This is a genomic window from Nocardioides astragali (genome assembly GCF_024436375.1).
Classification (GTDB): domain Bacteria; phylum Actinomycetota; class Actinomycetes; order Propionibacteriales; family Nocardioidaceae; genus Nocardioides; species Nocardioides astragali.
Genome location: NZ_JAFMZM010000005.1, coordinates 39,042 through 52,855, shown reverse-complemented (window position 1 = coordinate 52,855; position 13,814 = coordinate 39,042). Strand labels below are relative to the sequence as shown.

14 protein-coding genes are annotated in these 13,814 nt (G+C 70.7%); 5 read left to right on the top strand and 9 right to left on the bottom strand.

Features of this window, described 5'->3' with window-relative positions; genetic code table 11:
- Positions 1–6: 6 nt before the first annotated feature.
- From J3P44_RS17215 to J3P44_RS17185, 7 genes are read right to left on the bottom strand one after another with little or no spacing between them, the layout of a single operon-like run.
- Complete coding sequence (locus J3P44_RS17215) at positions 7–759, bottom strand: SDR family NAD(P)-dependent oxidoreductase (RefSeq protein WP_255891692.1); 753 nt, start codon at positions 757–759, stop codon at positions 7–9.
- Positions 756–1,997 carry an acyl-CoA dehydrogenase family protein gene (locus tag J3P44_RS17210; protein WP_255891691.1) on the bottom strand — a complete coding sequence of 414 codons (1,242 nt, stop codon included), beginning with the start codon at positions 1,995–1,997 and terminating at the stop codon, positions 756–758. Before J3P44_RS17210 ends, J3P44_RS17215 begins: the two co-directional genes overlap by 4 nt.
- Before the next feature lie 36 nt (positions 1,998–2,033).
- Entirely contained in the window at positions 2,034–3,002 is a 969-nt protein-coding gene (locus J3P44_RS17205; protein ID WP_255891690.1) for a phosphotransferase family protein, read from the bottom strand.
- Positions 2,999–4,204, bottom strand: a complete 1,206-nt coding sequence (locus tag J3P44_RS17200; RefSeq protein ID WP_255891689.1) for an acyl-CoA dehydrogenase family protein — start codon at positions 4,202–4,204, stop codon at positions 2,999–3,001. Before J3P44_RS17200 ends, J3P44_RS17205 begins: the two co-directional genes overlap by 4 nt.
- Before the next feature lie 10 nt (positions 4,205–4,214).
- Positions 4,215–5,360, bottom strand: a complete 1,146-nt coding sequence (locus tag J3P44_RS17195) for a thiolase family protein (protein WP_255891688.1) — start codon at positions 5,358–5,360, stop codon at positions 4,215–4,217.
- Complete coding sequence (locus J3P44_RS17190; RefSeq protein ID WP_255891687.1) at positions 5,357–5,737, bottom strand: Zn-ribbon domain-containing OB-fold protein; 381 nt, start codon at positions 5,735–5,737, stop codon at positions 5,357–5,359. Before J3P44_RS17190 ends, J3P44_RS17195 begins: the two co-directional genes overlap by 4 nt.
- On the bottom strand, positions 5,722–6,510 hold the full coding sequence (locus J3P44_RS17185) for an enoyl-CoA hydratase/isomerase family protein (protein ID WP_255891686.1): 789 nt from the start codon (positions 6,508–6,510) through the stop codon (positions 5,722–5,724). Before J3P44_RS17185 ends, J3P44_RS17190 begins: the two co-directional genes overlap by 16 nt.
- A 131-nt stretch (positions 6,511–6,641) precedes the next feature.
- Between J3P44_RS17185 and fabG the strand changes: the two genes are divergently transcribed.
- The 5 genes from fabG (at position 6,642) to J3P44_RS17160 (ending at position 11,940) form a co-directional block, all read left to right on the top strand.
- Positions 6,642–7,400, top strand: coding sequence for a 3-oxoacyl-ACP reductase FabG (gene fabG, locus J3P44_RS17180; protein ID WP_255891685.1), 759 nt, complete (start codon positions 6,642–6,644; stop codon positions 7,398–7,400).
- 73 nt (positions 7,401–7,473) lie between these two features.
- Complete coding sequence (locus tag J3P44_RS17175) at positions 7,474–8,505, top strand: Gfo/Idh/MocA family protein (RefSeq protein ID WP_255891684.1); 1,032 nt, start codon at positions 7,474–7,476, stop codon at positions 8,503–8,505.
- Positions 8,502–8,975, top strand: a complete 474-nt coding sequence (locus J3P44_RS17170) for a heme-degrading domain-containing protein (protein WP_255891683.1) — start codon at positions 8,502–8,504, stop codon at positions 8,973–8,975. Before J3P44_RS17175 ends, J3P44_RS17170 begins: the two co-directional genes overlap by 4 nt.
- Before the next feature lie 75 nt (positions 8,976–9,050).
- Positions 9,051–11,405: an ATP-binding protein gene (locus J3P44_RS17165; RefSeq protein WP_255891682.1), complete on the top strand. Its 2,355-nt coding sequence runs from the start codon at positions 9,051–9,053 to the stop codon at positions 11,403–11,405.
- Positions 11,406–11,658: 253 nt separating this feature from the next.
- Positions 11,659–11,940, top strand: a complete 282-nt coding sequence (locus J3P44_RS17160; RefSeq protein ID WP_255891681.1) for a hypothetical protein — start codon at positions 11,659–11,661, stop codon at positions 11,938–11,940.
- Here J3P44_RS17160 and J3P44_RS17155 read toward each other — a convergent pair.
- On the bottom strand, positions 11,930–12,586 hold the full coding sequence (locus J3P44_RS17155) for a response regulator (RefSeq protein WP_255891680.1): 657 nt from the start codon (positions 12,584–12,586) through the stop codon (positions 11,930–11,932). The genes J3P44_RS17160 and J3P44_RS17155 overlap by 11 nt on opposite strands.
- Positions 12,583–13,713: a sensor histidine kinase gene (locus tag J3P44_RS17150; protein WP_255891679.1), complete on the bottom strand. Its 1,131-nt coding sequence runs from the start codon at positions 13,711–13,713 to the stop codon at positions 12,583–12,585. The genes J3P44_RS17155 and J3P44_RS17150 overlap by 4 nt, the downstream gene beginning before the upstream one ends.
- Positions 13,714–13,814: the final 101 nt, after the last annotated feature.

Here is a 13,814-nt window from a genome sequence, read left to right as displayed (position 1 = left end):
CTCCGATCAGTAGACGGCCGTGCGGCCGCCGTCGATCGGGATGAGCGCCCCGGTGGTGTAGCCCGCTCCGTCCCCGGCGAGGTGGACGACCATCCCGGTCACCTCGTCGGGACGCCCGAGCCTGCCTGCGGGGAGACGGTCGACTATCTTGCCGACGAACTCCTCGTCCCACTCCCCCGCCATGTCGGTCGCGAAGGCACCCGGCATCACGCAGTTCACGCGCACGTGCGGGGCGTACTCCTGCGCGAACGCCATGGTCAGCGCGTTGAGGCCGTTCTTCGCGGCGGCATACATCGCCTCGGGCGGGCTGGGCCGCACGGACCCGATGCTGGAGATGTTGACGATCGAGCCGCCTCCGGCAGCCGCCATCCGGGCGCCGGCCACAGCCATCAGCCGGAACGGACCCTTGAGGTTGACCTCGATGGTCTTGTCGAACAGGGACTCCGAGACGTCCTCGAGGCTGGGCGACAGCGGTGCGATCCCAGCGTTGTTGACGAGGATGTCGAGGCGTCCCAGCCGGGCGTAGACCTCGTCGATGGCCGGCTCGATGCTGTCCCAGCGTCCGACGTGCAGGGCCAGCGGGACGGCGGTGACGCCTGTCGCCGCGGTGATCGCCTGGGCCGCGGCCTGGCACGACTCGAGCTTGCGGCTCGAGACCACGACCGTGGCTCCGGCCGCGGCGAGTGCGCTCGCGATGGCGAAGCCGAGCCCGCGGGTCGCTCCCGTGACGAGGGCGACCTTTCCGGTGAGAGTGCTCATGGCCTGCCTCCCATGTACGTCGCCGCGTCGGCCGGCTTGCGGTAGCCGGCCAGCTCGAGCTTGCCGATGGTGCGCAGGTGCACCTCGTTGGGTCCGTCCGCGATCTGCAGGGCGCGGGTGATGGCGAAGAGCCTGGCCAGCACGGTGTCCTCGCTGACGCCCGCGGCGCCGTACGTCTGCACTGCGCGGTTGACCACGTTGTGGGCCACCTCCATCGCGGCCACCTTGATGGCGGCCACGTCGGACCTCGCCGCGGCGTTGCCCTGCGTGTCCATAAGCCAGGAGGCACGCAGGGTGAGCAGCCGGACCTGGTCGATCTCCATCCGGCTGCGCGCCACCCACTCGCGGACGACACCCTGGTCGGCCAGCGGTCCGCCGAACGCCTCACGGTCCACGGCGCGTCGGCACATCATCGACATCGCCCGCTCGGCGAAGCCGATCGCGCGCATCGCGTAGTGCATGCGGCCCGGCCCGAGCCTGCCCTGGGCGATGGCGAAACCGTCGCCCTCGACGCCAAGCATGTTCGCGGCCGGCACTCGCACGTCCGTGAAGTCGACCTCACCGTGCCCGAGCCGGTCCTGGTAGCCGAACATGGTCAGGTCGCGCAGCACCTCGATGCCGGGTGCGTCGGTGGGGACCAGGATCATGCTCTGCTGCCGATAGGTCGGCCCGTCGGGGTCCGACTTGCCCATGAAGATGACCAGCTTGCAGTCCGGGTCGAGGATGCCCGAGGTGTACCACTTGCGCCCGTTGAGGACGTAGTGGTCGCCGTCGCGGCGGATCGTCGCGGTGATGTTGGTGGCGTCGGAGCTGGCCACGGCAGGCTCGGTCATCGCGAACGCCGAGCGGATCCGGCAGTCCAGCAGGGGATGCAGCCACTGCTCCTGCTGCTCCGGCGTGCCGTACATCGCCAGGATCTCCATGTTCCCGGTGTCGGGCGCCGAGCAGTTGAGGGCCTCCGGGCCGATGATCGACCGGCCGGCCAGCTCCATCAGCGGTGCGTACTCGAGGTTGGTCAGGCCCGCCCCCCAGGACCCGTGCGTCATGAAGAGGTTCCAGAGTCCCTGCTCCCGCGCCGTCGCCTGCAGGTCACGCATCACCTGCGGCTGCTCGTGCGGGTTCGCGGACGCCGCGACCTGCGCGTCGTAGACCGCCTCGGCGGGGTAGACGTGCTCGTCCATGAACACCTGCAGGCGGGCCGTCAGGTCACGCGTCCGGGCGGAGGGCTCGAAGTCCACGGAGTTCCTCTCGTGTCGTTGGTGGTGGTGGCGGGGTCAGAACGTCGTCGACAGTCCGGTGGCGATGAGCCGCTGGATGGTGTCGGGCAGGCGTTCCTGGTCCGGATCGTGGTGGCGGCCTTCGAGGTGCCGGCGCAGGTTGTGGCCCATGATCGCGGCCATCTTGTAGCGGCCGAGGGCGTCGAACCAGGCGAGGTCGTCCACCGGCCGGCCGTCGGCGGCGTACGCCTCGACCAGCTCGTGCGCGGTGGGCAGTCCGGCGACCTCGCGGCCGACTCCGGGGAAGTTGGAGCCGTCGGCGAAGACCAGGAACCAGCCGAGCTCCACGCGCGGGTCGCCCACGCTCCAGATCTCCCAGTCGATCAGCGCGACCGGCTCGGTGCCGTCGCAGATCAGGTTCCCCAGCCGGTAGTCGCCGTGCACCAGCGTCGGCTCGACAGCGGGAGGAATGCACTGCGAGAGCCGTTGGTGCAGGCGATCCGCGTCGGGCACGAGGTGTGGGGGGACCGCGGCCATCGTGCGAGCCCAGCGGGCCAGCTCGTCACCGGGGGACAGCGCGTCGGCGTCCACCGGCACCTTGTCGAGGGGTACGTCGTGCAGTGCCGGCAGGATCTCGGCCGCGCGGAGCATCCGCCGCGCGGCGAGGGTGGACGGCACGGCCGGGTCGTCGAGCACCGGCTCGAGGGACTCGCCACCGACCAGCTGCATGGCGAACCAGGCCGGCTCGGCATCGTCCGTGGCGACGACCGCTGGGACAGGGACGTCGGTGGGCGCGAGCGCGGAGATCATCCGTGCCTGACGGAGCATGTCGTGCCGTCCGACGGCCAGTTGGCCCTCCGGGACGGACTTGACCACCAACGGCCCCGCGCTGGTCTCGACCCGGTAGGTCAGGCCCGAGTGGCCACCGGGCAGACGGGTGAGGGCGCCCACCTCGAGGTCCCTACGTTCGCGGCGAAGGGCGACCTCGACCCGATCCGCGAGACGGTCCTCGAAGCCGGTGCTCATGGACGCGGCTCCCTGGGCAGGCCGAGGACGCGCTCGGCGAGGATGTTGTGCTGGATCTCGTCCGTGCCGCCGGCGATGCGATAGCCGGGCGCGCCGAGGAGGTGCTCGGTCCAGGCCCACGTTCCCCAGCCGCCGGTGTTCGCGGCCAGCTCGGGTCCGAGCAGCGCGCGTACCACCTCGGAGGTGCGCGCCATCGTGTCGGTCGCCAGGAGCTTGCCCACGGAGGCCTCCGGGCCGGGGTCGACGCCGGACACGAGGGCGGCCGCCACTCGCATGCCCGTCAGTCTCTGCACGTAGCTGCGCGTCACCAGGTCTGCGACGAGGTCCTGCTCGAGCTCGCTGAGCGGTCGGCCCAGGTTGCGAGCCAGGTCGACGGCACGGTCGGCGTTCGCCAGCCCGAGGTTGCCCGAGTCGAGGCGCTCCGCGGCCAGCACCGTCAGCGCCACCTTCCAGCCCTGCCCGACCGGCCCGAGCCTCATGTCGTCGGAGAGCTCCACCCCGTCGAGGTACACCTCGTTGAACGAGCTGCCGCCGGTCATCTGCCGGATCGGTCGCACGGTGACGCCGGCTGCGTCCATCGGCACCAGGAAGACGGTGAGGCCGGCGTGCTTGGCGGCCGAGCTGTCCGTTCGCGTCACGGCGACGCCGATGTCGGCCACGGGTGCTCCCGAGGTCCAGACCTTGTGTCCGTCGAGCACCCAGTGGCCGTCCCGCTCGACGGCCCGCGTGCGCACGGCCGCGAGGTCGGAGCCGGCCTCGGTCTCGGAGAAGAGCTGGCAGGCGATCAGGTCCGTGCGCAGCATCGCTCTCACGTAGTGGTCGCGCTGCTCGGTGGTCCCCCACTGGGCGATCGCCGGCGCCACGAGCTGCTGGGTCACCGAGAACATCTCGGTGCGCCGGGGCACGTCGAAGGCCTCCTCCTCGTGCCGGAACGCCAGCGCGTAGGACATCGGCAGGCCCCGCCCGCCGTACTCCTCGGGCCAGGTCAGCGCGCCCCAGCCCGCGTCGTACTTGACCTTCTCGTAGGCGCTGATCCGGTCCGTCTCGGCCCGCTCCTCCTCGGCCGTCCAGTTCTCGAAGACGGCCACGGAGTCCGGGCCGACGCCCCACTGGGCGGTGCGCCGCGGCTCCGCGACGGAGGAGAGCCACGCCCTGGCGGCGATCGTGAACTCGTCGAGGGAGATGGGTTCGGGGGGCGTCATCGTCGTCCTCTCAGACTGCGAGCACCGTGCAGGCACTGATGCCTGGTGCTCCGTAGACATGGGTGAAGCCGATCTGCGGGGCGCTCACCTGCCGCTCCCCCGCCTCGCCGCGGAGCTGCGTCACGATCTCGTGGACCTGCCGGAGCCCGGAGGCGCCGATGGGCTCGCCGTTGGCGATGCAGCCGCCGTCGGTGTTGACCGGAAGCCGGCCGCCGATCTCGGTCTCGCCGGCGGCCACCATCGCCTCCTGCTCGCCGTGCTTGCAGAACCCGCACTCGGCGAGGTGCATGACCTCGGCCCCGCTCTCGGTGTCCTGGACCTGGACGACGTCCACGTCCGAGGGGCTGACCCCGGCAGCCGCGAACGCCGCGGCGGCCGCGTCGGCGCTGACGCTGGAGGGGACTCCGGTGCCCTGGATGGAGGGGCTGAAGACCTCGAAGGAGCCGAACCGGCGCGTGCGGGTGGCGGCGCCCAACAGGCGTACGGCGCGCCCCAGGCGGGCCGCGACGGCGTCGCTGGTCACGATGATCGCCGCGCCGCCCTCGCCGGGTGAGCAGAACATGAAGCGCGTGAGGGGATCGTTGACCATGTCGGCCGCGGCGATGTCGTCGGCCGGGATCGCCTCGCGTCGCCAGGCGTTGGGGTTCAGGGCACCGTTGCGATAGGCCTTCTCCGCCACCAGGGCCAGGGTCCGCTCGCTGATGCCGTGCTCGCGCATGTATCTCGCGATCTTGATGCCGAAGAACTGCGTGGTCACCATGAGGCCCGCCTCGCCGTACGCCGCGGGCAGACCCCAGTCCTCGGGTCGCGGGTCGAAGGCGCCACGTGGGTGCTTGTCGAAGCCGACAGCGAGGGCGATCTCGGCGCTGCCCGAGCGGATGGCGTTGACCGCCGACATCAGCGCGCTGCCGCCAGTGGCGCAGCCGTTCTTGACGTTGGTGAACGGGATCCCGGTCAGGCCGAGGTCGGCCACGAGGGTGTCGGCCAGGCCTGACCCGTCGCTGCCACCGAACGCGACCTGCACATCGGTCCAGGCCAGCCCCGCGTCGAGCAGCGCGGCCCGGATGGCGTCGAGCGCGAGCTCGCGACCGGTGCGACCCGGCTGCCGGCCGAACCTGGACAGGCCGGCGCCGACGATCGAGACACCGGTGCTCATGCTCGTTCTCCGATCGTGGCCGAGCTGGCCAGCGCCAGGTCGGTGGCGAACCGCGGCACCGGGTCGGCGCTGACGAGCGTGACCTCCGCATCGCCCGCGAGCTCCGCGAAGTCTGTGCAGTCCAGGACGGCCTCCACCTTCACGCCTTCCGGCAGCTCGACGTAGCCGACCGCGAACGGCACGAATCCCCCGGCGGGCTCGACGTACGGCGGGGACTTCGGCGCGAACCGCTGCACGGTGAAGCCCCACACGGTCCCGCGGCTGCCGAGCTCGATCGTCTCCTGGGAGGTGCGACCACAGCTCTGGCAGCCACGGGCCGGCGGGAAGGCGACCGTCGAGCAGTGCAGGCAGCGGCTGCCCGTCAGCGACCGACCCATTTGGGTTCACGCTTCTCGAGGAAGGCGTTGACGCCCTCGCGAGCATCCTCGGACTGGAGCGCGTTGCCCACAGCGAGGTGCTCCATGACCATCAGGGACTGGATGTCGGCGTCGAGGCCACGGTCGATGGTCATCTTGGTGAGCCGCATGGCGAAGGGGCTCTTGTCGATGATCGGCGCGATGAAGTCGGTGACCAGCTGGTCGAGCTCCTCGGCCGGGGCGGAGGCGTTGATCAGGTCGAAGTCGACCGCTTCCTTTCCGGACAGCAGCTTGCCGGTGAGCATGAGCTCCTTGGTCTTGCGGATGCCGATCATGCGCGGGAGGCGGTAGATCGGGCCGGCGCCGCCGAACAGGGCACGGCGGATGTGGAAGTCGCCGATCTTGGCGTCGTCGGCGGACACGGCGAAGTCGCAGGAGATCATCAGCTCGAAGCCACCCGCGGTGACATAGCCCTCGAGCACCGCGACCGACGGCGTGTTCATCGAGTAGAGCCGGTCGCACACCTTGGCCGAGAGGACCGCCACCTCCATCGCGGTCGTGGTGCCGACGTAGTCGGCGAGCAGCTCGTCGAGGTCGAAGCCCGAGCAGAAGGTGTTGTTGCGGCCACGCAGGACCAGGACCTTCAGGTTCGGGTCGCTGTCGACCTCGACGATGATCTCGTCGAGGCGGTGCAGCAGCTCGGTGGTGACGGCGTTGAGCTTGTGCGGCCGGTTGAGCCACACGCGGGCGATCTCGCCGTCCTTCTCGAGCACGACGTGGTCGGTGTCAATCATGGACTGGTCCCCTTCGCTATTTGAACTGAATCCACTTCAGTTTGGTCGAGACCGGTGTTAATGTCAAGCCGCGAACTGAAGTGACTTCAGATCAGGCACCACCCTCCCACAACCGCCTCGAGGAGCATCACGTGAACATCCCCCAGCGCACCGCGATCGTCACCGGAGGAGCCCGCGGCATCGGCGCGGCCGTCAGCAGGCGACTGGCCGCGGACGGGTGCCAGGTCGCGGTCGTCGACCTCGACGATTCCGCGTGTGCCGAGACCGTGGCTGCCGTCGAGGAGCTCGGCAGCAAGGCCATCGCCGTCGGGGCCGACGTCTCCGACGAGGCCGCGGTCCAGGCTGCCGTCGACCGGGTCGCGTCCGACCTCGGCGCCCCGACGGTCCTGGTCAACAACGCGGGCATCACCCGCGACAACCTGCTGTTCAAGATGTCGACGGCGGACTGGGACTCGGTGATGAACGTCCACCTCCGCGGTGCCTTCCTGATGAGCCGCGCGACGCAGCGGCACATGACCGAGGTCGGCTGGGGCCGGATCGTGAACCTCTCCAGCATCTCGGCCCTCGGCAACCGCGGCCAGGCCAACTACGCCGCCGCCAAGGCGGGTCTTCAGGGCTTCACGAAGACGCTCGCGCTCGAACTCGGCCGATTCGGGGTCACGGTCAACGCGATCGCTCCCGGCTTCATCGCCACCGAGATGACCGCGGCCACCGCCGAGCGGCTCGGCATGTCCTTCGAGGACTTCAAGGCGGCGAACGCCAAGGAGATCCCGGTCGGCCGCGTGGGCGAGCCCGACGACATCGCCAACGCGGTGTCGTTCTTCGCCGACGAGCGGGCGAGCTTCGTCTCGGGCCAGGTGCTGTACGTCGCGGGTGGTCCGACGGCCTGAGCGGCGGGCTTGACCGCTGGCACCCGGACCCGGGCAGACTGGCGCGAGCGTCGTCGTTGGAAGAGGTGCGCACGTGGATCCGGTCAAGATCGGACTGGTCGGCTACGGCTTCGGCGGCAGGTACTTCCATGCCCCGCTGATCGCCGCCGCGCCCGAGTGCGAGTTCGTGGGCGTCGTCACCTCGTCCACCGAGCGTCGTGCTCTCGTGGGTGCCGAGCACCCGGCAGTGGGCGTGTTCGACTCGCTCGAGGCCCTGGCAGCCGCCGGCGCAGAAGCGGTGAGCATCTCCACGCCGGCGGACACCCACTCGGGGCTCACGGACGAGGCGATCGCCCTGGGCCTGTCGGTGGTCTGCGACAAGCCGTTCAGCCTGGATCCGGCCGCGGCGCGCAGCTCGGTGGCGCTCGCCTCGGCTCGCGGGGTGACGCTGTGCCCCTACCAGAACCGTCGCTGGGACTCCGACTTCCTGACGGTGCGGGCCCGGGTCGACGACGGGACCTTGGGCGAGGTCCACCGCTTCGAGTCGAGGTTCGAGCGGTACGCCCCCTCGAACGGTCCCGGCAGGTCGGGCGGCGGCACCCTTCTCGACTTCGGTGCCCACCTCGTCGACCAGGCGCTCACGCTGCTCGGCCCGGTGGAGTCGGTGCATGCGGAGTCGCGGACGCGTGACAGCGGGCTCGACGACGACGTCTTCGTGGCGTTGATGCACGCCGACGGTGCCGTGTCGCACCTGTGGGGCAGCTGGAGCCAGCACGCCCCCGGGCCACGCTTCCGGGTCACCGGCTCGGCGGCCACGCTGGTCGTCACCACGGCAGACACGCAGGAGGACGTGCTCGTGTCGGGCACGCACCCCTCGACGGACGCCCCCTGGGGCGTGGAGGAGCCCTCGGAGCTCGACCGGGTCTTCGCGCCCTCGGGTTCGCGGCCGGTCTCGCTCGAACCTGGCGCCTGGGACACCTACTACCCGGCCTTCGCCCGGGCCGTACGCGGTGAGGGCCCTCCCCCGGTGGCAGCGGTCGACGCCGTCGCGACCGCCGACGTCCTCGAGGCGGCCCGGGTCAGCATCGAACGGCGTACGACGCAACGCCTGGGAGCCGAGCTGTGACCGGCCGCGCGCTGCTCGACGAGCTGCAGGCCCAGGAGGCGCGCCTCGTCTTCGACCACTTCGACGAAGACACCGCCTGGGAGCTCGGCGCAGCCCTGCGGGACGCCGCACTCGCGGCTGGGCTCCCCGTGGCCATCTCGATCCGTCGCAACGGCCAGCGACTGTTCCACGCCGCGCTGGCGGGCTCGTCAGCGGACAACGACGGCTGGCTCGAGCGCAAGAGCGCCGTGGTCGACCGCTACGGCCGGTCCTCGCTTCGCGTCGGGGAACAGTTCCGCGTCGACGGTGGGTCCTTCGATGCGGACGCCCGACTGTCCCCGTCGGACTACGCCGCACACGGAGGTGCCTTCCCGATCCTGGTGCGGGGCACCGGCTGCGTCGGCACTGTCGCGGTCTCGGGCCTGCCCGAGCTGGAGGACCACCGGCTGGTCGTCGAGACCCTCGAGGCCTTTCTCCCCCGAGGCGCCTGACAAGGACGTGGGTGCGCCAGCGGCTCGGTAGCATCGACCTCGAGGCTGCCTCGGGCAGGACGGCAGGAGCCGCGCATGAGGACGAGGTCGACGACGGCTGGTCGGGGAGCACTGCCCGCCGAGCTGACCACCTTCGTCGGCCGGCGCCGGGAGCTGCGGGATGCCAGGCGGCTGCTGGGGAGCACCCGGACGCTGACCCTGACCGGGCCGGGCGGCGTGGGCAAGACCCGATTGGCGATGCGGGTCGCCGCGGAGGTGCGGCGTACGTTCCCCGACGGGGTGTGGTTCGTCGAGCTGGCCGCGCTGAGGGACCCCGACCTGCTGCCGCACACGGTGGCCAACACCCTGGAGCTGCGGCAGGTATCGCTCGACCCCGCCGCGGACCTGGCCGCCCACCTGGAGCAGAAGCAGCTGCTGGTGGTGCTGGACAACTGCGAGCACCTGACCGAGGCGTGCGCGGTGCTCGCCAGCAAGCTGCTGGCTGCGGCCCCAGACCTGAGGATCCTGGCGACCAGCCGTCACGTCCTCGGCATCGAGGGCGAGCAGATCCTCCAAGTGCCTCCCCTGTCCGTACCGGCCACCGAGGTGTTGGCCGGCGACGCCACCCACTATGAGTCGGTGCGCTTGTTCCTGGACCGGGCAGGAGCCGTCGCACCCGATTTCGCCATCACCGAGACCAACCGGGACGCGGTGATCGAGCTGTGCCGGCGGGTCGAGGGGATCCCGCTGGCGATCGAGCTGGCCGCGGTGTGGCTGCGGATCCTCTCGCCCACACAGATCCTGGACCGGCTCGAGGACCGGTTCCGGTTGCTCACGAGCGAGCGACGTGCCGCGCCCGCACGACAGCAGGCGATGGACGCGACCGTGGGGTGGAGCTACGACCTGTGCTCGGCCGAGGAACAGCTGATGTGGGCACGCCTCTCGGTCTTCTCCGGCGGTTTCGACCTCGAGGCCGCCGAGGACGTCTGCAGCGGCGAGGGGATCTCTCGCTCCGAGGTCCTGAACCTGATTGCGAGCCTGGTGGGCAAATCGATCATCGTGCGCCACCTGGCCACCGAGCGCAGCACCGCCAGGTACGAGATGCTCGAGATCATCCGCCAGTACGGCGCCCAACGACTCGACGAGGACTCGGCGCAGGCTTTGCACGTTCGGCACCGTGACCACTACCGGTCGGTGGCGCAGCGTTTCGCAGCCGAGGGCTTCGGCCCGCACCAAGCGGACTGGTTCATGCGGCTCCGCCGAGAGTCGGGCAACGTCCGCGCAGCCCTGGACTTCTGCCTCGCGCACCGAACCGAGGCGGTCGTGGCGTTGGACATCGCCGCGCCGCTGTGGAACTTCTGGTTCGCGGGCTACCTCAGGGAGGGGTATCGCTACCTGACCCGCGCCCTCGACCTGGCCACTGAACAGACCCGCAGCCGCGCCTACGGCCTGTGGGCCGCGAGCTATCTGGCCATGTTCGCCACCGACTTCGAGCGGAACGCCACGCTGCTCGCCGAGTGTGAGGAGATCGCCACGAGGCTCGATGACGACCTGCTGTGGGCACGGATCAAGGAGTGCCGGGGGCAGGCCGCGCTCTACCGCGGCGACCTGACGGGCGCCATCGAGCTGCTGGACCAGGCGCGCCGGGAGTTCCGGACGGTCGGGGACCCGCTGGGCGAGTTCGACACGTTGATCCTGCTCACCGCTGGCACGTTCTTCCTCGACGATCCCCGGGCCGACGAGTTCAGCCAGGGCGCGTTGACGCTGGCTGAGCAGCACGGCGCTCAGTCGTCGACGGCGTACGCGCTCTGGGCCGTCGGCATCGCACAGTGGCAGGCCGGGAACTTCGACGCCGCGACGCATGCACTGCGGAAGTCGATCCGGCTGTTCCAACCGATGAAGGACCTGACCGGCATCAGCTTCGGCGTACAGGCGCTCTCCTGGTGTGCTGCCTTCGCGTCCCCCGACGAGCGGGCGGCCCGGCTGCTCGGCGCGTCCCAGGCCGTCTGGCGGACGAGCGGGGCGAAGGTCGACGAGACGACCGCGTACAGCGTGTTCGACAGGCGGTCCGAAGTCGCCCTGCGCGCCGCCCTCGGGTCCGCCAAGTTCGAGTCCACCCGGTTCGAGGAGGCATTCGCGGACGGTGCGTCGTACTCCTTCGAGCAAGCCGTGGCCCTCGCCCTGGGCGAGGACGGCGACGCCCCTGAATCCCAGGCAGGGGCCGCCACCCAGGCGCCACGCCCGGGGTCCGAGGCACCGGGCGGGCTGACTCCCCGGGAGCGGGAGATCGCCGGGCTGCTCGCCGAGGGCCTGGCCAACCGAGAGATCGCCGCGCGGCTCGTCATCTCCCTGCGCACGGCCGAGACTCACGTCGACCACATCCTCACGAAGCTCGGCATGACCTCCCGAGCCCAGGTCGCCAGCTGGGTGGCCGAGCAGCAGGCCCGCTGACACGCTGGCCGCTGGGTCGAGCACGCGGCTGCCCTCCTTCGACACTGCAGGTCACCAGCGGTTCGCGACGGGCTGGCAAGACCCAGAGTCCACCTCCTCCGGCGAGCTGGCGGTGACGTCCTCGGGACGCGTGCTGGCCGTGTCAGCCGGCAGCCGCCGGGCCACGCTCCGCTCCTACGCCGGCTCGGGACGGCTCTTGAGTTCCGAGCGAGTCCTGATCGCCGACCGTGGCCGCGACCGTGGACTACCGAAGGTGGCCATCGACCCTCGGCGCGGACGTGCGCACATCCTGAACGACGTGAACTGGCCCGACTACATCGCAAGGGTGTACTCGTTCACGTTCGCCGGGCGACGGCTCTCGCGTCCCATCGTGGACAAGGGCAAGTTCATGGCCTCCTCCGCCATCGCCGTGCACCCGACGAACGGCCGCGTGTTCGCTGCCACGACCCTGTGGCCGCGGGGGGCGCCACCGCATCACGGCACTCAGCGATTGAACGAGCTCAGGCGCGGCACCTCGTTGGGCCTTATCCCTTGACGCGCCCGGTCTCGTACGCCCACATCGCGACCTCGACGCGGTTGCGGGCGCCGAGCTTGTTCATCAACGCGCCGACATGGGTCTTCACGGTGCTCAGGGTGATGTGCAGCTCGTCGGCGATCTCGGCGTTGGTGCGGCCGCGGGCGACGGTGAGGAGCACTTCTTCCTCGCGTTCGGTGAGCGGTTCGATCGGCTGGGTCGGCGGGGTCGCGCGCTCCAGGCCAGCCAGCGTGGTGAGCAGGCGGCGGGTGATGTCGGGTGAGATGAGCGCCTCGCCGTTCGCGGCTGCGTGGATCGCCTGGACCAGCAGCTCGGGCCCGGCGCCCTTGAGGAGGAAGCCGCGGGCGCCGGCCTTGAGGGCGCCATGGACGTACTCGTCGAGGTCGAAGGTCGTGATGATCACGATGGCCAGTGGGTCCTCGACGCCTGGGCCAGCGAGCTGGCGGGTGGCCTCGACGCCGTCGATGCCGGGCATCCGGATGTCGAAGAGGCAGACGTCGGGACGCAGCTCACGTGCCACGGCCACCGCCTCGTGACCGTCCTTTGCCTCGCCGACGACCTCGATCCCGGGCTGCGCGTTGAGGATCATGGTGAGCCCGGTGCGGACCAGGAGCTGGTCGTCGGCGACCACCACCCGGATGGTCATCGCGGCACCTCCCGCGGGAGAGTCGCCTCGACGGTCCAGCCGCCGGCCGGGTCCGGCCCGGCCTGACAGGCGCCGCCCAGCAGCTTGGCTCGTTCTGCCATGCCGAGCAGGCCGTAGCCCACGGTGGTCGCGGGGCGGGCTGCTTCTCCGTCGTCGTGCACACGCAACCGTACGACGCCGTCGTCGCCGGTGACCCCCACGGTGACCGCCGTGGCGTTCAGCGAATGTCGTATCGCGTTGGTGACCGACTCCTGACAGATCCGGTAGACCGCAACCTCCACCGGTTGCGGCAGGCCAGCGAGGTCGCCGCCGCGGTGCACCTGCACCACGGGGCTCATCCGGGTCAGCTCGTCCAGGTCGCTGATGCCCCGCTGCGGCGCGTAGTCGGCCGCCTCGCTGTCGCGGAGCACCCGGACCATCGTGCGCATCTCGTACAAGGTCCGCGACGCCTCCGCCTCGATCACTGCCAGCGCCTCGACCGCCGAAGCCGGGTCGGTGGCTGCCACCGCTCGCCCCGCCTGGGCCTGGATCGCGATGGCCGACACGTGGTGGGCGACGGTGTCGTGCAGCTCGCGGGCGAGCTCACCGCGCTCGAGCATCCGGACCTGCTGCACCTCGCGCTGGCGCGCGACCGCGCGGTAGCGCATCGCGGCCCCGAGGGCGAACACCGCGACCAGCACGGTGGTGCCACCGATCACGTCGCCGAGGGTCTGGCTGGTCGCGAGACCCAGGCCGGCCGGCACGGCGACGATCGCCGTGCCGACCAGCGCCTCAGGGCCGGATGCCCAGCGGTACAAGGCGTACGGCAGCAACATGATGCCGGCCATGGAGTACAGACCCACGTCAACGACGTCCTCGACGAAGGCCGGGATGTGCAGCACCATCGCGCCGCCGAAGCCGACCGCGGTCGCCAGGAGTGGATGCGTACGCCGCCAGAGCAGGACCGGGATCACCAGGAGCGCGACCACGGTGGCCAAGGGCCGCATCGGTACGTCGGGGCGGAGGATCGCCTCACCCGTTGCCGTGACCAGCAAGGCGCCGACCAGAGCCCAGTCCCACCACGCCCGCGCCGGCGGGTCCGGGGCTCGGGGCTCGGCAAGGACCGAGCGGATGAAGGCGGCGAACACGTCTCCACCCTAGAGAGCGGTGACGCTCGTCGTACTGGGCACAAGCACGAGCCGCTTCTCGTCCCTTCGGCCGAGGAATCCCCCACTCCTGGGCCCGATGT